This is a genomic window from Streptomyces sp. NPDC096136, from assembly GCF_044763325.1.
Classification (GTDB): domain Bacteria; phylum Actinomycetota; class Actinomycetes; order Streptomycetales; family Streptomycetaceae; genus Streptomyces.
The window spans coordinates 1-20098 of record NZ_JBIWFZ010000002.1; the positions used below are offsets into that span (position 1 = coordinate 1).

The window sequence follows — 20098 nt, forward strand, 5'->3', positions numbered from 1 at the left end:
GGAGTCTGGGGCCGGCTCCACGAGGAGATCTTGTACCGACTCGACGACGCCGGGCTCCTGGACCTGTCCCGAGCTGTCCTCGACTCCGCCCACGTGCGGGCCAAAAAGGGGGCGAACTCACAGGTCCGAGCCCCGTGGACCGGGGCAAGCCGGGCTCCAAGATGCACGTCCTGTCGGACGCGGCCGGACTGCCCCTCCTCGTCGGCGTCTCGGCCGCCAATACCCACGACAGCCAGGCCCTGAAGCCCATGGTCCTCGGTCACCAAACGAGACACGACCCCCATCGTGGCCGTCACTTCAAGCCCCGGAAACTGCACGCCGACAAGGCCTACGATATCCCTGAACTGCGGAAATGGCTTCGGGGGAAGCGGATCGGCGTCCGTATCGCGCGCAAAGGCATCGAGTCATCAGAACGACTCAGGCGGCGCCGGTGGGTGATCGAGCGGACCATGTCCTGGCTGACCGGCTACCGCCGACTCAACCACCGCTACGAACGCCACCCCCGCAACTACCTCGCCTTCCTCGGCCTCGCCGCCGCCATCTGCTGCTACAAACGACTCGTCCGCCTCACCACATAGGACACGGTCTAAGCACCTCGACTGGCTCGCCGCCCTATTTTGCCTGCTGAGCGGCGTCGAACACGAGTCGGCTTCCCACGTGAAGGATCAGTTCGTGTGCCTTCTGTTCGATCCAAACACGTTCTGCGAGCACGATGGGGTCAGCGGCCTCTCTGTATCTTGCGGCAAACTCGGCAGATATGGGAATGTATTGGATTCCTAGTGGAATCATATGCAATGGGTTTGCATGTAGGTCCATATCGACTCCTTGCGAGGGAGATTCCATGGGCACTTTCAATACTAGTCACATCGCTGGACGGTCCGCTGGGCCAGACGGCACGAGTGCTCATCCGTATCGGCGCAGTTCGTGGAAGAAGTCGTCGATGACGTGCAGCTGCCCGGTACGGGCGGCTTCGTCGTAGACGTGTCTGCCGACGGCCAGGTCGAGCACGCCCAGGCCGAAGGGGGAGAACACCACCGGTCGGCCTCGGGGCAGTGTCGCGCGGCCGGTCGTGACGTCGTGCAGCGTGCCCGTGAGGAAGTCGCGGTTCCCGGTGAGCTGTTCGGTCAGGTGGGGCGAGGTGTCGGCTTTGAGGCAGTGCTCGACGTCGTCGACGACGTTGGTCGAGGCGAGCAGGATTTCGGGGGCGAGGTCGCGCAGTGACACGTGCAGGACCAGGGGGGCGTGGTCGAACCATGTCGGGTCGGTGACGTGGGGCCGGTCGGCGACGGTGGCGAGGACGAGCAGGTCGCTGGAGCGGATCAGCTGCTCGGGGCTGTCGTGCACGGTGAGCTCGGTGGCCGCGTCGGCGGCTCGCAGGTAGCCGTGGAAGCCGGCCGCGCTGTCGGCGCTGATGTCGTGCACCCCGGTCTCTTCGAAGGACCAGCCAGTGGCAGTGAGGAACGTGTGGATGTAACGGGCGATGAGTCCCGTTCCGAGGAATCCGACGCGGGTCGGACGCGTCCCGCGGGCTCGGCTGAGCGTGTGGGCCGCCGACGCGGCCATCGCGGCCGTGCGGGTGGCGCTGACGATGGAGCTCTCCAGGCAGGCGAACGGGTAGCCGGTGTCGTGGTCGTTCAGGATCAGCACGGCCGAGGCCCTGGGGATGCCGGCCTGCACGTTGTCGGGGAAGCTGGAGATCCACTTGAGGCCGTCCACCCGTGCCCGTCCGCCGATCGACGCGGGCAGCGCGATGATGCGGGCGGTCGGGCGGTCGGGGAAGCGCAGGAAGTACGACGGCGGGTTCACCGACTCCCCCACGGAGTGCAGGTGGTAGGTGGTCTCGATCAGGTCCGTGATCAGGCGTTCCTGTCCCTGGAGGATGCGCTGGACCTGGGCTCCGGGGATCACTGCGAACGCGGGCGGGGTCATCGGGTGCTCCTGTCGGGGGACGCGGTGGGGGTGGCCGGGAACGGGGCCGGGGGCTGGGGTTCGGCCATGGCGACCAGGACCTCGCGCGGTGGCTCGAACGGTTCGCGGCTGTGGGCGGTGCGGATGTTGTCGATGAGCATCAGGTCGCCGGACTGCCAGGGCTCACGGACGGTGTGCTCGGCGTAGGCCGTGTTGATCAGCTGGACCACGTCCTCGCCGATCGGGTCGCCGTTCGCGAAGCGGGTGTTGAACGGCAGGGCTTCGGGGCCGTAGACGTCGAGGAGGTACTCCCGTACGTCGGGCTCCAGCGTCCATTCGTTGAAGAACGCGATCTGGTTGAACCAGCAGCGCCGGCCGGTGGCCGGGTGGCGCACCACTGCGGCACGGTGTTGGCGGGTGCGCAGACCGCCGTCGTCCTGCCAGTCGAACTCGATGGCGTTGGCGCGGCAGTAGTTCTCGACGGCCGCCCGGTCGTCGGTGCCGAACGCCTCGGTCCAGGTGGCGCCGATGTCGTCGTTGTAGCTGCGGGTGAGGAGCCAGCCTTCCCGTTCGAAGCGCCGTACGAGCTCTACCGGCAGTGCGTCCAGGACGGCGGCCGCATCCGCGAGGGCGGTGGCTCCGCCTGTGGTGGGTGCCGTCAGGCAGCCCAGCAGCAGCAGGCCGGGTGGTCTGTGGACGTAGCTGAGTTCGTGGTGCATGCACATGGGCTGGTTGGCGGGCCACGCCGTGGAGGAGTACACCCCGGGGGCGAGGACCTGACGGGGGGCGAAGGATTCGGTGTCGGTCGTCAGGGCGGGGGCCAGTCGGGCGAAGACCGCGGCGGCCTGCCCGGTGTCGCGCAGGGCGAGCCCGCGGACGAGTACGGCGCCGTGTTCGGCGACGAGGCCCCGCAGTGCGTGGCGGTGTTCGGCCGCCCAGGTTGGAGGGTCTGCCGGGGCGGGGGCGGGGACGTGCAGGACCGGGGGCCGCCTGCCCGGGTGCAGCTCCACCGAGGGCAGGGGCGCGGAGGCCGGCACGGAGCCGGTGACGCAGCGCGTGAATGACATGGTCTTCGTCCTTTCGGTGGGGCGCGGAGGAGGCGCGCGATCAGGGGGAGGCGGGCTGGGCGGTGGGGCTGCGGTCGGGCACGGCCTCGAGGAGCCGGGCCAGATCGGCCAGGACCGGGTGGCGGGCGACGTCCGCCGGGGACACCGCGCGGTCCAGGGCGACGGCGAGTCTGACCGCCGACAGGGAGGTCCCGCCCATGTCGAAGAAGTTGTCGCGGCGGCCGATCCGGTGTCGGGCGATGCCGAGCACGCTCGCCCAGGCGGCCGCGAGACGGCGTTCGCAGGGCGAGTCCGGAGCCTGGACGCCGTGCTCGGCCGTGTGCAGCCGTGCGGCCAGGGCCGACAAGGCCGTCCGGTCGATCTTGCTGTTGGCCGTGAGCGGGAGGCTCTCCTGCCAGTGGAGGACCGAGGGGACCATGTACCCGGGCAGGGACGTTGCCAGGTGGTCCAGCAGGACGCCCGTGTCGATCGGGTGCGGGGCGGTGTAGAACGCCACCAGGTGGGCGCTGCGGTCGGGCCGTTCGGTGACGACCACGGCGCTGGCGCGCACCCCGGGCGCTCGCAGCAGGACGTTCTCGATCTCTCCGGTCTCGATGCGGAATCCGCGGAGCTTGACCTGGTTGTCGTGGCGGCCGAGGAATTCCAGCTTGCCGTCCGGTCGCCAGCGGCCGACGTCGCCGCTGAGGTACAGGCGCTCGCCCCCACGGTGGGGGTTCACGAGGTAGGTCGGCCGGGTGCGTTCGGGGTCGTTGACGTAGCCGCGGCCGACACAGACCCCGGAGAAGGCGATCAGGCCGGGCGCACCGAGCGGCACCGGGTCGAGGCGCTCGTCGACGACGTAGAGGTGCACGTTGTTGACGGGGCGGCCGAGCGGGACCCGGTCCCCGTCCGGCGTGCGGTCCATGACCTCGTGGTTGGTGTCGTCGCTGGTCTCGGTCAGGCCGTAGGCGTTGACGAGCCTGATGTGGGGCTGGGCGGTGAACCAGCGCTGGGCGAGTTCCCGCTTCAGCTCCTCCCCCGTGACCGACACGTACCGCAGGTCCGGCAGCGTCCGGGGGTGCTGTTCGAGATGGGACACGACGACGTCCAGGTAGGACGGGACGACTTGCAGCACACCGACCCGGCCGCGGACGACGGTGTCGAGGAAACGTGAGACGTCGAGGATGGCTTCCTGCTCGACCAGCAGGGTCCGCCCCCCGGCCAGGAGCGGCGCGAGCAGCTGCCACAGCGAGATGTCGAAGCACTGGGGCGCGGTCTGGGCGACCACCTGCCCTTGGCCGATCTCCAGGTCGTCGATCTTGGCGTAGAGGTGGTTGAGCATGCCCTGGTGCTCGCACATCGCGCCCTTGGGCTCACCGGTCGAACCGGACGTGAAGTAGATGTAGGCCAGTTGGTCCGGCTCGACCGCCACACCGGGGTCGGTCCCGGGATACCCCTGGTCGTAGGCGGTGTCGACGATCAGCGTGCGGACCTCCTCGGGCGGGGAGGCCGCCAGGGCCTGCTGGAGGGTGGTGGGGGCGTCCTGGGGTGCCCGCTGGGTCAGCACCAGCCCGCATCCGGCACGGGCCAGCATGGCCTTGATCCGTTCGGCCGGCAGGTGTGGCTCGACGGGCAGGTACGCGCCGCCGGCCTTGAGGACGGCCAGGACGGCGGCCGGCCAGTCCAGCGTCCTGTCCATGGCGACCGCGACGACGCCTTCGCTCCGCAGTCCCTGGGCGCGCAGGGCATGGGCCAGCTGGTTGGCGCGGACGTTGAGCTCCTGGTAGGTCAGCTTCCGGTCGCCGTGCTGGGCGGCGACGGCATTCGGGTGCTGCCGTGCGCGCTGCTCGAACAGCTCGTGCGCCCGGCGCGGCGGCAGTGCTCGGCGCGGCCCGGCCAGGCCGCGGAGCTGGAAGCGGAGCTCTTCGGCCGACAGGATGCTCCGACCCGCGTGGTCGGCCTCCGGGTCGGCGGCCATCAGGGTGAGCACGGTGAGGTGGTATCCGGCGATCCGGGCGGCACAGCCCGCGTCGAGGACGTCGGTCCGGTAGCGCAGCCGGAGCGTCGGCCGTCCGGTGTCGTGGTGGCCGTCGACGCCCAGCCACAGCACCGTGTCCGCGTCCGGTGTGCCGCCGTCCCCGGTCAGTCCGCCGTCGGCGGTGGGGCGGTCGCCGTCGATGCCGGTGGGATCGAGGACGGTCTCGAAGGGTGCTCCGGTCAGGCCGAGTTCGCGCCAGAGGTCATCGACGGGGAAGTCCTGCTCGGCCAGTAGCCGCTCGGCGGCGTGGTGACCGTGCAGCAGCAGCGTCCGCCACGAGCCGGGCCCTGCCGTCAGCCTGCACGGCAGCGTCCGGCGGTCGGCGGATGTGACGTACCCGGTGATCACCTCCTGTTCACCACTGAGTGCGGCCAGTACCTTCGCGTGCGCGGTGAGCAGCACGTGGGCCAGCGGAACGGCCAGGTCGTCCGCCAGGCGGCGCAGTGCCGGCGCCAGGCCTTCGGGGAGGTGGGCCTCGTACGCGGCCACGCCCTCGAGCGGGCTGCGGGTCCAGCGTGGAAGGGACGTGCGGCCGCTGCCGGTGCGGCTGCCAGCGGTCAGGACGTCGTGCCAGAACTCTCTGCGGGTGGATGCCTCGACTGCCATGACGATCTCTCCTGTCCTGGTGCTGGTGGTGGTGGTGGTGCTGGTGCTAGTGGTGCTGGCGTGATCGGGGTGTCAGACGGCGTGTGCCGGGGGCGTCGCGGGTGGCGGGGTGTCCTCGTGCTGCTGGCGGGCCGGGTTTCCTGCCCAGCGGGCTCCTTGGGGGACCTGCTCGCCCTTCATGAGGAAGGAGTCGCAGGCGAGCTGGACGCCGTCGGCCAGCGTCACGCCGTAGTGGACGAACGCGCCGACACCGAGGGTGCAGCCGTCACCGATGGCGGTGCGGTCGGACTTGAAGGCGCCGTCCTCCTGCGAGTGGCACTGGACGACCGTGCCCGCGTTCAGCGTGCAGTCGTCCCCGACGGTGACGAGGGTCCGCTCCGGGAAGAAGCAGCCGTCGTCGAAGACCCGTTTGCCGATCCTCACGCCCAGCAACCGCCAGACGACGTTCTTGAACGGGGTTCCGTTGAAGAGCTGCGTGTAGTCGACCGACGCGGCCTTCCAGAAGCGCTCGTGCCGCCAGAACGACGGGTCGTAGATCGAGCAGTACAGCGGTTCCTGGGCCCTGAACCCGGCGGCGGCCCGTTCGACCAGCGCGAAGTGGACGACGCTGATCAGCAGTGTGACGACGCCGGCCAGCGCGAACGCCGACGCGCCCAGGGAGGGGTAGAGGGCATTGGCGCCCAGGGCGACGAGGGCGACGAGGAAGAAGTGGACCCACCGCGCCGTCAGGTACAGACCCGCCGTGACGGCGTTGTGCCGGTTCTTGGCGGCCAGTCGCCGGCGCAACTCGTCGCCGCTCTCCACGTCCTGGAACCTGGTGTCCCGCAGCACCGTGCGTGGAATGACGAAGGGAGGCGAGCCCAGCAGGCCCACGTCCTCCCGGACCTCTCCGTCGACCGGCACCATCACCTTCGTCGCCAGCAGACAGTTGTCACCGGTCCTGGCCTGCGCGGGATAGGCGATGCGGTTGCCGAGAAAGCTGTGGGCCCCGACCGAGACCCGGGACAGCCTGAAGGACGTGCTGGAGTATTCGGCGTTGATCAGCGACAGCCCGTCGGCGACCATCGTCCTGCTGCCCACCGACGTCAGGAACGGGCTGTCGTGCTTCACGCTGGACCCGAAGTTCGACCCGGTCTGTGTGACACGGGACAGGTCGTAGCCGAGATAGCGCAGGTAGTGGACGATCGCGGAGCTGTCTCCGAACAGCGCCGTGAAGAACTTCCTGTTGGTCAAGACCCTGATGGCCCGGTGCAGACCGTACTGGACGCCGTAGAGCGGATGGACCGTGTCCGGCTCGACCGCCAGGTTGAGCAGACGCGGTACGACGCCCTGGATGAGGAGCGCGACGAACCCGGCGGCCAAGAACAGCACCAGGGACGCGGCCAGCGCGGTCAGGTAGAACGTCCCGCTGGTGAAGGGCGACGTCCCGACGCGAGGCGGTGCGTCCAGGCGCGGCAGCGGGTCCAGCAGCACGGCGACGCCGCCGGTGGCCAGCGGCAGGTACACCATCAGGAGGGCCAGCAGCTGCCCGACGGTGTAGCAGACCTTCCTGGTGCCGGAGCGGTCGGCGCCACCGACCGTACCGACGGTACGGAAGTCCGTACCGCTGGGCTCGGCTGGTGAGCCGTGCCAGCTCTCTCCTGCGGGAACGCTCTGACCGGCATGCAGGCTGGAGGCGTGCCCGAGCTGGGCCTGGGCGCCGAGGGAGGTGTTGATGTCGAGGACGGCTTGTTCGCCGACGAAGGCGTTGTCACCGAGGGTGACCGGGCCGGTCTGGATGAGGCCGGCGTGTGCCCGGTAGCAGGAGAAGAGCACGTCCTTGCGGATCACCGCACCGTCACCGATCGTGAGCAGATCGGTGCAGACGGGAAGGTGCGTGGAGAAGATGGCGACATCGCGCCCGATCGTGGCGCCCAGCGCCCTGAGATAGGCCGCGTACAGCGGCGAGCCGGTGAACAGGCGCACAGGGCTCGTGCGGATCAAGGTCTTGACCAGCCACCACCGTACGTACGTGAGGCTCCAGACGGGGAAGTCCCGGGGCGTGAAACGACCGATGAGGGTCCATTTCGCCGCGATCGGCACCATGCACAGGCCGACGAAGCCCGCGCTGCCCACCAGCACGGAGCGCAGGTAGACGTCGAGCACGCCCTGGCCGGCGGCTACCCACTCGAAGCCCTGGACCGTGGCCACCGCGGCGAGGTAGGAGTACGCGAGGAACAGCAGGAGCTGGAGCGTTCCGCACAGCAGGTACTGGGCCGTTCCCGCCCTCGCCGGCGTCGTGGCCGCGGGCTCGGGGGCGGGGGCGGGCATAGGCGTGGGCGCGGGCGCGGGACCGCTGGCGGCGGGCACGGTGCCGGCGAGTGCGGTGGCGAGGCTGTTGACGGTGGGATGGCGGTAGACGTCCTTCATCGACACGGGCGGCAGGTCCGCCCGCTTCCTGGCCCGGGCGCAGAACCGTGCCATGACCATCGAATCGGCGCCCAGGTCCGTGAAGAAGTCGCTGTCGCCCGACACTCGCTCGATGCCCACGACATCGGCCAGCACCTGTGCGAGGAGCCTGGCGGTCTCGGCCGCGGGGCCACCGGACGCGCCTTCGGGCCCGGGTGCGGGCCTGGGTTCGGTCCTGGGCGCGGTCCTGGGTTCGGGAAGTGCTGCGGGGACCGGCCGGGCGGCCGCCCCCGCACCAGTGGGTTTCTCTGGCATGTCGGCTCCTCGACGAGGTTCGGGGCGCGCAGCACGGCGGAGGCCTTCAAGGGCGGGGTCGCGATGCCGCCCTTCCAGTAGGCCGGGCCTCCGGACGCCCGTCATGCCGCTCGATGTCGTGGCTTGACATGAGGTGTCCGCAGGGCTAGAGCGGCGGTGCCGAGCCGTGATCGCGGCCGGTGTCAAGTCCCGAGATCAGGTGACGTGACAGGGTTGCGGTCAGCCCGCGTACTGGAAGTGGCCCCGAAGGCGCCGAAGCCGACGGGGTGCTCCCCGAACCGCCGCCACACCGGGCCTCCACACCCGGACGCCGATGCGCGTGCACACAAGGAGGCGACCATGCCGGTCATCTCGACCCCCCAGGCATTCAACCAGGACGATCTCTACATCGACCTCGAGGCGATCACCGGGCACCGGCTGTTCCTGAAGTGCGAAGGGTTCAACTTCGCCGGGTCGATCAAGCTCAAGGCCGCGACCGCGATGGTCGAGGCTGCCGAACGCGACGGCCTGCTCTCCCAGGACTCCGTCCTGGTCGAATCCTCCTCCGGCAACCTCGGCGTGGCACTGAGCATGATCGCAGCCAGCAAGGGCTACCGGTTCGTGTGCGTGACGGACTCCCGTTGCAACCTGGCGACCAGGCTGCTCCTGGAAGCCCTCGGCAGCGAGGTCCACGTCATCACCGAACCCTCCCCCACCGGCGGCCTGCTCGGCGCCCGTATCGACCACGTTCGCGCCCTGTGCACGTCCGACGACCGCTACGTCTGGCTCAACCAGTACACCAACCCCCACAACCACGCCGCCCATTACCGCACCACGGCACCGGCCATCGCCCGAGCCTTCCCCGACCTCGACGTGCTCTTCATCGGGGCCGGCACCACCGGGACCCTCATGGGGTGCGCCCGCTACTTCCGCACCTGGCACCGACCGGTACGCGTCGTCGCGGTCGACGCGGAGGGCTCCGCCAGCTTCGGACGGCCGGCCCGCCGCCGCATGATTCCCGGCCTCGGCACCAGCATCCGCCCCCCGCTCCTCGACCGCTCCTACGTCGACGACGTGGTCCATGTCGACGAAGCCGACACGATCCGCACCTGCCACCGACTGGCCCGCCACGGCTTCGTCTTCGGCGGCTCCACCGGGACCGTGGTCCATGGCGCCGACCAGTGGCTGGCCCGGTGGGACCGGCCGGTGACCGCGGTCGCCATCGCCCCCGACCTCGGGGAGCGCTACCTCGAAACCGTCTACCGGGCCGACTGGGTGCAAGACCTCTACGGCGACGACGTACTGCGGTCCAAGACCGCCGCCTGACGGCCCGCCCGGCCACCGCAGGTGCTGCCGCACTCCGGGCACATGAAGCGCGGCCCCGCCGGCGTCGACCGCTTCGCGGCGGGCCTTCGCCGTGCGCCAAGCCCTCGTCCTGCACGTCGCGGAGCAGTACCGGCGGTTGCTCCGGAGCCCGTACGGCAGAAGCGCTGCGCACTGACCGCAACGCGGGGTCTTCCTGGTCACTACGCCCCCCAGGTTGCCCCTCGGGAGGCGGAGGCGGTGCTGGAGCGGCGGGCCATCGCCCGCGTGGATCCGGCCGAGGCTCCGGCCGGGCCGGAGCCACAGGACAGCGGCTTGGCTGCTTTGGGGCCGGGTCTCGTAGTCCCGGGCAAGGCGCCGCGCGCGTATCAACCAGCTCAGTGTCCTCCCCACCACCCGCCTGCAGGAAAGCACCACGAACCCGCTCATGTCATCAGTGCGTTTGACGAACTGAAAGGTGCGCGGGCCTGGACGTCCCCTTGACCCGCACTTCCTTTGGTACGACCGTCTCGGGGAAGGCCGGACTCCGGGGTGATGTGACGTCCAGGTCCGTCAGGCGAGGTGGATCGTGAAGCGCCTCACGACCTTGGGGGTCGTGGCAATCGTGTCGGAGTGGACCCAGCCGCGAGCCTTCTTGTACTCCCCGGTGCCGCCAGTGATCGCGTTGTCGAAGGGACCCTGGTCGAGGTAGTTGAAGTACATTCCCTGCACGGTGAGCTGGCCGCCCGGGAGGACGTAGGTCACGACGCACTGCTCCGCTTCGTCGGCGCCGCCCCGGGTGGTGGTGCAGGTGCCGTGGGACTCGCCGACCTTGTTGTGCGCATCGTCGAAGAGGTCCGAGCGGACGACGACTTGATCGCCCTGCGAGACGCTGCCGGGGGTGACGGGGAAGCGGGTCAGCTGCTGCACCTCGGCCAGGACTGTGATGGTCCGGGCCTTGTCCCCGGCCTGGGCCGAACCGGTGTCCGTCGCGGCGGCCGCGACGGGGGTGCAGGCGAGGAGGGTGACCAGCGTGGCCGTGCCGAGGCCGGCCGCTCTGATGGGGCGCATCATGCCACTCCTGAGGTTGGTGTTCGGGAAGGACCGGATGGCGAACTTCCATCCGATGTCGCTCGATTCCCTTCATAACCTCGACCCCGCTGCGCCTCGGAGCACCCCGGCACGAACCACCGGCACATCCAGCCGGTCGGACCAAAGTCAGGCGGCGGAGCTCAGCACGAAGGCGAACGGCAGCTCCAGGCGACGCCGGGCCATGAGCTCCTCGTCGGCGACGATCCCGCCCGGCGGCCCGTCGGCGGCGAGCGGCGTGCGAAGGCCGGCCGGTCTGGCCGACCACAGCGCTCAGTCATGGGGCGGCGTCTCAAGCCAGTCGGTGTAGCGGGTGGGGGCGAGGTGGGCGTCCATGTCGGTGAGGACGTCACCCTTGACGACGGCGAACATGCCGGCTGTCGGGTCGGTGACGACAGTACGGTTGTCGCTCTTGTGGGACAGGGTGATCCGGCCCAGCTCGTCCAGGGAGAAGACCTCGGGGCCCCCGATGTTGTGGATGCCGTTCACCGGGTCGCCCGCGGCGACCTCCGCCACCGCGTTGGCCACGTCCTTGGAGGCGATCGGCTGGATCGGTGTGGGAGGCAGCCGGACGGTGTCGCCGTCGGCGGTCCAGGACAGGACGGCGTCCATGAACTCCATGAACTGCGTTGCCCGGACGATCGAGTAGGGGACGGACCCGGCGGCGAGGACGTCCTCCTGGAGCACCTTGGCCCGGTAGTAGTCCAGCTCCGGTACCTTGTCCGCGCCGACGATCGAGAGGATGACGAAGTGGCCGATGCCGCCCTTCCGTGCCGCGGCCAGCAGGTTGTCCATCGAGGTCCGGAAGAAGGCCGGAGATGCTTCGTCGAAGGTCGGGGAGTTCGTCAGGTTGACGACGACGTCGGCTCTCGCCACCGCCTCCTCCACTCCCCGACCGGTGATGACGTCGACTCCGGTGGACTGCGAGTGTGGTAGAGCCTCATGACCGGCGGCGTTCAGAATCCTGACGACCTGCGACCCGATCAGGCCGGTGCCACCGATGACTGCGAACCTCATGACGTACCTCTCGTCGGGACATGCACGTGCGATACGGCACATGATCCCCATGTGGGCGTTTGACATGGAGTAAGGGCCTGCGTCGGGTGAGCGTGTTGCTCAGCCGGCCGGCTCACGCGCTCAATGGCCAACCACAACGCTCAGCACGCGTGAGTGTCCCGACCGCCGGCGCGGCGCGCCTGCTCAAGCGCTGTCGATGCGGGCGAGCAGGGCCTGGGCCACGGTGGTGCGGCGGCGATCCGGCGCAGCTCGTCGGTTACGGGTGGCCGTGGTGATGAGCGGCACATCCGGCCCTGTGCCGTGGGCTGCGACCCGGGCGCCGGCGGCGCGCTCCGCCTCGCATGCGGCGTGGAGGCCATCCTGCCCGAGGACGGCGGCAGCCTCTGCCTGCTCCGCCCTGGCGCATCGAGGAAGCCCGCGGCACGCGCCCCGGATGCGCCCTGGCTGTGTCGGGGTGCATCCGGTCGTCGTTGAGACCCGTACGCCACCGGCCCACCCTGGGTCTCGTGCGGCGGCCGGGTGGCCGGGGAGCTCAGACGGCGGTGGCGAGTGCCCGGGCGGGCTGGGTCTGCTCGTAGGCGTGGCCGACCCGCAGAAGGGTGGGCTCTCCGAGGGGGCGGCCGAGCAGCTGCATGCCGATGGGCAGGCCCGTCACGTCGTGGCCGACCGGAACGGTCAGGGCGGGCACTCCGGTGATGTTGGCGGGGGCGCAGAGACGTACGTAGGCGTCGGAGACGCTCTCGGCCGTGCCGTCGGGCCACGTCACGGTCTCCTCGTCGGCCTCGACCGCAGGCATGGGAACGCTCGGGGCGGCGATCACGTCGACCTCCTCCAGCATCCGCGCCCACTCCGCGCGCATGAGCGTGCGGGAGCGCTGGGCGCGCAGGTAGTCGCCGGCGCTCATCAGCTCGCTCGCCTCCAGGAGGATGCGGACGTCGTCCTGGTACCGGTCGGGGACCGTGCGCAGGCTGCCCTCGTGGTAGGCGCCGGCCTCGGGCACCATCAGGCCCCACTGGGTGGCCTGGATGTAACGGGTCATCGGGATGTCGACTTCGACGAGTCGCGCGCCCAGGGCTTCCAGTTGTGCGATGGCGTGCCGGACGGCGGTCTCCACCTGCGGGTGGACGTGGTCGAAGTAGTAGGTGCGCGGCACGCCGATGCGCAGCGCGGCCAGATCCGTTCCGCCAGTGGGCCGGTAGTCCGCGGCGGGCACGGACAGCGAGGCGGGGTCGCGCGGGTCGTGTCCGACCAGCGTGGTCAGGACCAGGGCGGCGTCTTCGACGGTGCGGGTGATCGGGCCGACGTGGTCCAGCGACCAGGACAGGGAGGTGACGCCGTGTCGGGGGACGAGCCCGTAGGTCGGCTTGAGGCCGACGACCCCGTTGAGCGCGGCAGGCACCCGGATGGACCCGCCGGTGTCGGTGCCCAGGGCGAAGGTGGCCGTGCCCGACGCCACGGCGACCGCGGAGCCGCCGCTGGAACCGCCGGCGACCCTGCTGCCGTCCCAGGCGTTGCGGGTCTGCGGAGTGGTCAGACCGAACGCGAATTCGTGGGTGTGGGTCTTGCCGAGGAGGATCGCACCGGCCTCGCTCAGCCTCGCGGCGACCGTGCTGTCCGCCGTCGCGCGATGGCCGGCGCGGACCCGGGAGCTGGCCGTGGTGGCCATCCCCTCGACATCGATCAGGTCCTTGAGTCCCATCGGGATGCCGTGCAGCGGTCCCCGGTAACGGCCGTGCGCCACTTCGTGTGCGGCTTCCCCCGCCGCCCTGCGCGCCTCCTCCGCGATGACGGTGACGTAGGCACCGAGGTGCGGCTCCGCCGCCTCGATGCGATCGAGGACGGAGTCGACCAGCTCGACGGGGGACAGCCGCCGGGCACGTATCGCGTCAGCGGCGGCGGCGACGGACAGTTCATACGGCTGCATCGTGCTTCTCTTCCTTAGTCGTGTGCGGCGCGGTAGGCGGCGGCGGGCGGTACGTCCGCGAAGTCCAGCTCGTGCAGGATCGTGACGACGCTGTGGATGTGGTTGGCGACCGCGGTGACGGCCGCGTGTCGCTCGGCGGGCAGGACCAGTCCGGCTCGGGCGGCCCAGCGGGCGGCCTCGGGTGGGGTGAGTTCGATGCCGGTCATGGGTTTCTCGCTCTCGGTGGAGGCAGCGGCGGCGGTGTGGCCGGCGCTGGGGAGGCCGGGTTCGCTTGGGGAAGGCTGTTGACGACGGCTCGGCAGGAGGCATTCGCGACGGGGCGGCCGTACGGGGTCTGTCCAGCGGACCCGGCCCTGCGGTCAGGCCGCGCCGGCCGGGATCTCGACCCCGTGCTCGCCGAGGAGCCGGTAGCCGCCGTTCCACCGTCGGACGGTGCCACCCGTGGGCTGCGGGAAGTGGGTACCCAGGAGCAGCGCGTCGGTGTCCGCCAGGGCGTCCAGGAGTCGGGCGCGGGTGCGGACGGCCTGGGCGGGGTCGATGTCGACGCAGCTGTTCACGTGGGGGTGGGACAGCTGGACGGGGTGGTGGATGCTGTCGCCGGTGATCAGCGCGCGGCGGTCGCTGCCGCGCAGTTCCACTGCGACCTGTCCCGGGGTGTGGCCCGGGGCGGGGAGCAGGAGGACGCCGGGGGCCACCTCGTGCCCTCGCGCGGGGACGTCCACGAGGTCGTACCGTCCGGCGTCGCGGACGGGGGTGACGGAGTCGCGGAACATCTGGCGCCGGGGCTCGTCCAGGTCGGTCGCGGCCCAGAAGCTCCACTCGGTGCGGCTGGCGACGTAGCGGGCGTTGGGGAAGGTGGGGACCCAGTCCTGGCCGGCGAGGCGGGTGTTCCAGCCGACGTGGTCGGTGTGCAGGTGCGTGGTGATCACCAGGTCCACGGACTCGGGCGGGAAGCCGGCTGCCGCCAGGCGCTGCGGGAAGTCGGTGTGGAGTCCGTTCCAGGCGGGGTTGGTGCGCGGCTTGTCGTTGCCGATGCCGGTGTCGACGACGATCCGCAGCCCGCCGGCCTCCACGGCGAAGCTGTGGCTCGCCAGTCGCGGCACGTCGGCGTCGGCGAAGTCCGGGCGCAGCCACGGTGCCTCGTCCAGGACCTCCCTGGTCGCGTCCGGCAGCAGCCAGGGCGCGGTCCGGCGGGGCAGTTCGATCTCGTCGACGCGTCGCACCACGATGTCGCCGAGATTCCAACCCGCGGCCGGGCGGGAGTCGGTCGAACGGGGCAGGGCGGTAACCACCGGCGGGTCCTTTCTGACGGGCGGACAGGGGAGCAGCTCTCCCCCCATACCGGCAAACGCAAAAGATTTGCGTTTGCCGGTATGGGGGGAGAGTAGACCCCCGGCCCCTCAAAAAGCAAACACTTAGCTTTTAGCTGCCCGAGGTGGGCCCCTGTCCGAGCGCCGCCGCCACGAGGCGGTCGGTGTAGGCCGACGAGAGGTCCGAGGGGCGGAACAGGATGCGGTACAGGAGGGGGGCGACAACGACGTCCAGCAGGGTCTCCACGTCCGGCACGGCCTCCCCGCGCCCGGCCGCGCGCACACCGATGGCCTTCAGCTGCTCGGCGGCGTAGTCGGAGCAGCGCAGCGCATTGCCCTGCCCGGGGTCCCCCAGCAGGGCGTCGCGGACGTACGTGCGGCCCGCCGTGGAGGACATCTCCTCCGCGAACTGCACCGCCCACGCCGCCAGGTCCGCCCGGAGGTCACCGTGGTCGGCCGGCGGGGCGTCGGGGCGCAACCGCTCGACGGCCACGTCCGACAGCAGCTCCCGCAGGTCCCCCCACCGCCGGTAGACGGTGGACGGCGTCACTCCCGCGCGGGCGGCGATCAGCGGCACGGTGAGCGCGTCCCGCCCCACCTCGGCCTCAAGATCACGAACGGCCTGGTGCACGGACTGCTGGACGCGGGCGCTGCGCCCGCCGGGGCGCGAGGTGGGTCGGGCACTCATACACCCAGCTTAACGCGAAGGAATTGCGTCTGCGTCTACCCTCTATTCCGCGCCGACCACGGATCGACGTGGTCGACGAGGCCCTCCATCGGCGCGGCCAGGTGCCGGCCCGGCCTGCGATCCGGCCGCCTGCCGCTTGCGGGTGATCCCCGCAGCGTGGGTCGCGCTGCGGGGATCACCGGCTTGGGTCCGAGTTCGGTCGTCAGCCCGGGCACTTCAGCCCGGTCCGGGCGGACTTCACCGCGCTGTCCAGCATCTGGGCCTGCGGCTTCAGCTTGGCGGCGGCCTCGGCGCCGGTGGAGTTGTCCGGCAGGTCGTCCCAGGTCTTCTTCAGCCCGTCCGCCGCGGACTTCACGGCATCCTTCTGCGCCGCACTCCATTGCGCCGTGGACTTCGAGACCGCATCCCAGCCGTCCCTGACGTCGTTGTACGCGCTCTTGACCTGGTCCTTCGTCGCTGACGACGGATTCAGTCCGGCCAGTGCCGTCGCGTCAGAGCGGAGCTGGTTCAAGTCGGTACACAACTGTGCAGCCGCCGCACTCGAGTTGGGGCTCGGATCGGCCGCCAAAGCGGCGGAGGCTCCGCCGATGGACAGGAACAGCGCTGCAGCCGCGCTCACGGCAGTACTCGGAATGTGCCTCATGGGTTTCCCCTCGTCCGGGATTCCTCGGGGTCGTTCCCGCCCCTGACCTCCCCGAGCTTCCGGCTAACCACGCTGACACAGCCCACCGGACCCCGCAATCGGCGGCCGCCGCACCCTGGCAGTGCATGGGCAGCCGACCTTGTCTGGTCGCCGGCGCGGCAGGAGCGGCGTGCGAAGAGCGGCTCGGATCCGCACGGGCCGCGTCCGCACGGCATGGGGAAGCCGACACGGCAGGGCTGCAGCGGTGGCGTATGCGGAGCGGATGTGCAAAGCACGGGATCGCGGGTAGGCGCAGCCCGTGATCGCCTCGGTGCCGCTCGCGGCACCGCGACGGATGCTTCGCGACCGACCAGGAGACAGCCCGTGCCGAGCACAGCCCTGACGTACGCCGACCGCATGCCGCGCCTCATCGCCCTACCGGGCGTCTACCGGCCCCAGGCCGATACCCTGCTGCTCGCCGACGCCCTCGCCCGCGAATCCCTGCGCCCGGGCGCGCGGGTGATCGAAATAGGGACCGGTACGGGCGCGCTCGCTCTGAAGGCGGCGGCCCGGGGCGCCGAGGTCACCGCGGTCGACGTCGCGTGGCCCGCCGTGCTGGCCGCCCGGCTGAACGGGTGGCGCCAGCGGCTGGAGCTGCGCATCCTCCACGGCGACTTCGCCACCCGGACCCGCGGGCAGCGCTTCGACCTGGCCCTGGCCAACCCGCCGTACGTCCCGTGTCCCGATGCCCGGCTGCCTGCCCGGGGAAGTCGGCGCGCCTGGGACGCGGGAACGGACGGGCGGGCCGTCATCGACCGGATCTGCGCCGCCGCCCCCGCCCTGCTGCGGCCCGGCGGGGTCCTCTTGATGGTCCACTCGGGGATGTGCGGCGCGCAGAAGACCCTGCGCCTCCTTTCCCGCCACGGAATGTCCGCGCAGGTCACCCAGCGGGACTCGGTGCCCTGGGGGCCGGTGCTGCGGTCGCGCAGGGCCTGGCTGCAGGAGCAGGGCCTGGCGGATGACGGCGACGAGCGGGAGGAGCTGGTGATCGTCCGTGCCCAGCACCTCTGACGGCCGGGGCCCCGGGGGCCCGTCCGGACAGGCCCCCGTAGCGCGGAGTGCCCGGCGGGTGGCCGTGGAACGTGCAGGGTCCGCGGACCGATGCGGCCCGGTCCTGGTCGAGGGACCGGTCGAGGTCACCCTGGACGACGGGACGACCGCCCGGTCGGACCGGTTCATGGTCGCCGTGTGCACCTGCCGCCGCAGCCGTACGTACCCCTGGTGCGACACCAGCCACCGCCCACGCGAGCGTGCGAAGCGGCCACCCGAGGAGCCCGAGGAGAGGGACGAACCATGACCGCAGCCACCGACGCCACCGCTCCGGCGCTGGTCGAGGGACGAGGTCCGCTGTCCCGCACCGTGGTGGACGCCCTGCGCGGCGGTCGGTCCCCCGCCGGCGCGACCGCGGCGGTCCTGAAGGCCGACCCGTGGGGCGAGGATCTCCAGCTCGCCCTGTACCTGCTGTACGAGCTGCACTACCGCGGTTTCGCCGGCGTGGACGAGGCCCTGGAATGGTGTCCGGACCTGCTGCGTCTGCGCCGCTCCCTGGAGGATCGTTTCGGCCATGCGCTGGCGGCGGAGACGGCAGGTTCCCCCGGCACCGTGGCGGAGGCGTTCGGCCCCCTCCTCGTCGAACCGGTGGACCTCGGCGACAGCCTGAGCCACTACCTGGAGACCGAGGGCGAGCTGTGGCAGCTGCGCGAGTACGCGGCCCTGCGCTCCCTGTACCACCTCAAGGAGGCCGACCCGCACGCCTGGGTGATCCCGCGGCTGCGCGGCCGGGCCAAGGCGGCCATGGTGGCCATCGAGTACGACGAGTTCGGCGCCGGGCACGCCGAGCGGATCCACGCCCGCCTCTTCGCCGACCTCATGGACGACCTGGGCCTGGACACCGCGTACGGCTCCTACCTGGACCGGGCCCCGGCGCCGCTGCTCGCCACCGTCAACCTGATGTCGCTCCTGGGGCTCCACCGGTCCCTGCGCGGGGCGCTCGTCGGCCACTTCGCCTGCGTCGAGGTGACGTCCTCACCCGGATCGCGGCGGCTCGCCAAGGCCATGCACAGGTGCGGAGCGGGCCCGGCGGCCGAGCACTTCTACGCCGAGCACGTGGAGGCCGACGCCGTCCACGAACAGGTCGTACGGCGCGAGGTCATCGGCGGGCTGCTCTCCGACGAGCCGGACCTCGAGCCCGACATCGCCTTCGGCTGCGCGGCGACCCTCCTGCTGGAGGACCGCCTGGCCGCCCACATCCGGCACGCATGGAGCAGCGGCCGCTCGGCCCTTCGCACGCCCCTGGGGCCGAGCCGGGCCGGGCGCGGCCGACGACCGCCCGACACTCACGGGCACGGACGGGGCGAGAGGTGGTAGACGGCGTATGCCCGGTCGATGACGGGCATGGCCACGTTGCGGACCAGGACTCCGCCGGCGGTGATCCCGTGTTCGGTGCCCAGGTGGGCATGGCCGTGGACGGCCAGGTCCGCCCCGATCTCGTCGATGGCCTCGGACAGCAGGTAGCTGCCGAGGAACGGATGGATTTCGGGGGGTTCGCCGGCCAGGGTGTCCGTGACCGGTGAGTAGTGGGTCAGGGCGATCCTCAGCGCGACGCCGGCCCGCGCGAGGTCGGCGAGCGCGCGGCGCAGTCCGTCGGCGCACGTGCGGGAGTAGCGCATGAAGGCCTTCATCTCGGGTTCGCCGAAGTCGCTGCCGCACCGTCCGGCGTAGCCGCCGCAGAATCCCTTGGCCCCCGCCACCCCCACCGCGGTTCCGTGGACGTCGATGACGGTGCTCCCGCCCTCCAGGACGGTGACTCCGGCCTCCGTGAGGACGCCGGCGACCTCCTGCGGCCGGTCGGCGTGGTGGTCGTGGTTGCCGAGTACGGCCACGACCGGCACGGGCAGGCCGGCCACCTCTCCGGCCACCACGGCAGCCTCCTCGGGCGTGCCGTGCCGGGTGAGGTCACCGGCCAGGAGCAGCAGGTCGGCCTGGTCGCCGAGACGTGCGAAGGCCGGCCGCAGCGTCCCCTCACCGCCCGGTGCCAGGTGGATGTCCCCCACCGCGGCGACGCGGATCACGGCAGGTCCTCTTCCCGGTCGGGCGGGCGCGTGCTGACGACGGTCAGGTCGTGGTGCCACACCAGGGGGTCCAGGACCTCTGCGGCCAAGCGCAGTACCGTCTCGCGGCACTCCGGGCTGGAGACCGGACCCCAGACGATGACCGTGCTGCCGCGCGGTTCGACGCGGACGCCGAGTTCGGCGACGTCCTCGTGGGCGAGTCGGTCACGCAGGTGCTGGGCCCGGTACTCGGGCGGGGTGGGCTCGCGTGTGGTCATCGCGGACCTCCTTGCGGGGCTCGATCACCTTGAGGCGTTCGAGGAGGTAGAGGAAGGCGTCGGGCAGGGGCTGGTCGCGGTGGCGGCGGTCGAGGAGGTCCCAGTCGATGCGTTCGCGGAGCATGCGTGCCATGGGGAGCAGATCGGCGAAGTCGCAGTAGTGCTCGCACAACGCGGTGAGGCCGCTGTCCATGAGATCGGTCGGGGCCAGTACGGGCATGCGGACGGAGTCCACGGCCCGCACGTCCGCGCGCCGCAGGAGCTCCGGGCCCACGGGTCTGCCGGCGAGGTCCAGGATCAGGTCGATGTCCTCGCCACCGTCGCGGCCCTTGATCAGCCAGTCTTCCGGTGCGTCGAGGATGGTGACGCCCCCCCGCGGACAGCGCCGCCACGGCGGCCGGTGCATCGTCCCGGCAGAGGCAGAAGTCGGTGTCGTGGCGGAATCGGGCGGGCAGGCCGTGGGCGAAGGCGGCGACGC

Annotated in this window: 18 protein-coding genes and 1 pseudogene; 5 read left to right on the forward strand and 14 right to left on the reverse strand. The window is 71.1% G+C overall.

Features of this window, described 5'->3' with window-relative positions; genetic code table 11:
* Positions 1 to 578, forward strand: a pseudogene (locus ACIRBY_RS03125) (IS5 family transposase); the annotation flags it as partial.
* 325 nt (positions 579 to 903) lie between these two features.
* On the opposite strand, the gene sbnB reads toward ACIRBY_RS03125, so the two are convergent.
* The 4 genes from sbnB to ACIRBY_RS03145 form a co-directional block, all read right to left on the reverse strand.
* The gene (gene sbnB / locus ACIRBY_RS03130; protein WP_403895294.1) at positions 904 to 1929 is read right to left on the reverse strand and encodes a 2,3-diaminopropionate biosynthesis protein SbnB; all 1026 of its coding nucleotides are present in this window, start codon (positions 1927 to 1929) and stop codon (positions 904 to 906) included.
* Entirely contained in the window at positions 1926 to 2975 is a 1050-nt protein-coding gene (locus tag ACIRBY_RS03135) for a TauD/TfdA family dioxygenase (protein ID WP_403895296.1), read from the reverse strand. Before ACIRBY_RS03135 ends, sbnB begins: the two co-directional genes overlap by 4 nt.
* Positions 2976 to 3015: 40 nt before the next feature.
* Positions 3016 to 5598, reverse strand: a complete 2583-nt coding sequence (locus ACIRBY_RS03140; protein WP_403895298.1) for an amino acid adenylation domain-containing protein — start codon at positions 5596 to 5598, stop codon at positions 3016 to 3018.
* Between the two features lie 72 nt (positions 5599 to 5670).
* Complete coding sequence (locus ACIRBY_RS03145) at positions 5671 to 8301, reverse strand: Pls/PosA family non-ribosomal peptide synthetase (protein ID WP_403895301.1); 2631 nt, start codon at positions 8299 to 8301, stop codon at positions 5671 to 5673.
* Positions 8302 to 8640: 339 nt separating this feature from the next.
* Between ACIRBY_RS03145 and sbnA the strand changes: the two genes are divergently transcribed.
* Positions 8641 to 9606: a 2,3-diaminopropionate biosynthesis protein SbnA gene (gene sbnA, locus ACIRBY_RS03150; protein ID WP_403895303.1), complete on the forward strand. Its 966-nt coding sequence runs from the start codon at positions 8641 to 8643 to the stop codon at positions 9604 to 9606.
* Between the two features lie 549 nt (positions 9607 to 10155).
* Here sbnA and ACIRBY_RS03155 read toward each other — a convergent pair.
* The 7 genes from ACIRBY_RS03155 to ACIRBY_RS03185 all read right to left on the reverse strand — a co-directional run bounded on the left by ACIRBY_RS03155 (position 10156) and on the right by ACIRBY_RS03185 (position 16229).
* Positions 10156 to 10653: a hypothetical protein gene (locus ACIRBY_RS03155; RefSeq protein WP_403895306.1), complete on the reverse strand. Its 498-nt coding sequence runs from the start codon at positions 10651 to 10653 to the stop codon at positions 10156 to 10158.
* Between the two features lie 291 nt (positions 10654 to 10944).
* Positions 10945 to 11688 (reverse strand): SDR family oxidoreductase, encoded by a 744-nt coding sequence (locus ACIRBY_RS03160; protein ID WP_403895308.1) that lies wholly within the window; start codon positions 11686 to 11688, stop codon positions 10945 to 10947.
* 532 nt (positions 11689 to 12220) lie between these two features.
* The gene (locus ACIRBY_RS03165; RefSeq protein WP_403895310.1) at positions 12221 to 13612 is read right to left on the reverse strand and encodes an amidase; all 1392 of its coding nucleotides are present in this window, start codon (positions 13610 to 13612) and stop codon (positions 12221 to 12223) included.
* Positions 13613 to 13626: 14 nt separating this feature from the next.
* Positions 13627 to 13818: a hypothetical protein gene (locus ACIRBY_RS03170; protein WP_403895313.1), complete on the reverse strand. Its 192-nt coding sequence runs from the start codon at positions 13816 to 13818 to the stop codon at positions 13627 to 13629.
* 153 nt (positions 13819 to 13971) lie between these two features.
* Positions 13972 to 14904, reverse strand: a complete 933-nt coding sequence (locus ACIRBY_RS03175; protein ID WP_403895316.1) for an MBL fold metallo-hydrolase — start codon at positions 14902 to 14904, stop codon at positions 13972 to 13974.
* A gap of 130 nt (positions 14905 to 15034) precedes the next feature.
* Entirely contained in the window at positions 15035 to 15610 is a 576-nt protein-coding gene (locus tag ACIRBY_RS03180) for a TetR/AcrR family transcriptional regulator (protein WP_403895319.1), read from the reverse strand.
* A gap of 202 nt (positions 15611 to 15812) precedes the next feature.
* On the reverse strand, positions 15813 to 16229 hold the full coding sequence (locus tag ACIRBY_RS03185) for a hypothetical protein (protein ID WP_403895321.1): 417 nt from the start codon (positions 16227 to 16229) through the stop codon (positions 15813 to 15815).
* Between the two features lie 420 nt (positions 16230 to 16649).
* On the opposite strand from ACIRBY_RS03185, the gene ACIRBY_RS03190 reads away from it, so the two are divergent.
* From ACIRBY_RS03190 to ACIRBY_RS03200, 3 genes are all read left to right on the forward strand, one after another.
* A complete protein-coding gene (locus tag ACIRBY_RS03190; RefSeq protein WP_403896851.1) occupies positions 16650 to 17303 on the forward strand; it encodes a HemK2/MTQ2 family protein methyltransferase in 654 nt (217 codons plus the stop codon).
* Between the two features lie 64 nt (positions 17304 to 17367).
* Positions 17368 to 17589, forward strand: a complete 222-nt coding sequence (locus ACIRBY_RS03195; RefSeq protein WP_403895324.1) for a CDGSH iron-sulfur domain-containing protein — start codon at positions 17368 to 17370, stop codon at positions 17587 to 17589.
* A complete protein-coding gene (locus ACIRBY_RS03200; RefSeq protein ID WP_403895327.1) occupies positions 17586 to 18659 on the forward strand; it encodes an iron-containing redox enzyme family protein in 1074 nt (357 codons plus the stop codon). Before ACIRBY_RS03195 ends, ACIRBY_RS03200 begins: the two co-directional genes overlap by 4 nt.
* Here ACIRBY_RS03200 and ACIRBY_RS03205 read toward each other — a convergent pair.
* From ACIRBY_RS03205 to ACIRBY_RS03215, 3 genes are read right to left on the reverse strand one after another with little or no spacing between them, the layout of a single operon-like run.
* Positions 18629 to 19363, reverse strand: coding sequence for a metallophosphoesterase (locus ACIRBY_RS03205; protein ID WP_403895330.1), 735 nt, complete (start codon positions 19361 to 19363; stop codon positions 18629 to 18631). The genes ACIRBY_RS03200 and ACIRBY_RS03205 overlap by 31 nt on opposite strands.
* Complete coding sequence (locus tag ACIRBY_RS03210; protein WP_403895332.1) at positions 19360 to 19620, reverse strand: hypothetical protein; 261 nt, start codon at positions 19618 to 19620, stop codon at positions 19360 to 19362. Before ACIRBY_RS03210 ends, ACIRBY_RS03205 begins: the two co-directional genes overlap by 4 nt.
* The gene (locus ACIRBY_RS03215) at positions 19568 to 20026 is read right to left on the reverse strand and encodes a hypothetical protein (RefSeq protein ID WP_403895335.1); all 459 of its coding nucleotides are present in this window, start codon (positions 20024 to 20026) and stop codon (positions 19568 to 19570) included. Before ACIRBY_RS03215 ends, ACIRBY_RS03210 begins: the two co-directional genes overlap by 53 nt.
* Positions 20027 to 20098 lie beyond the last annotated feature (72 nt).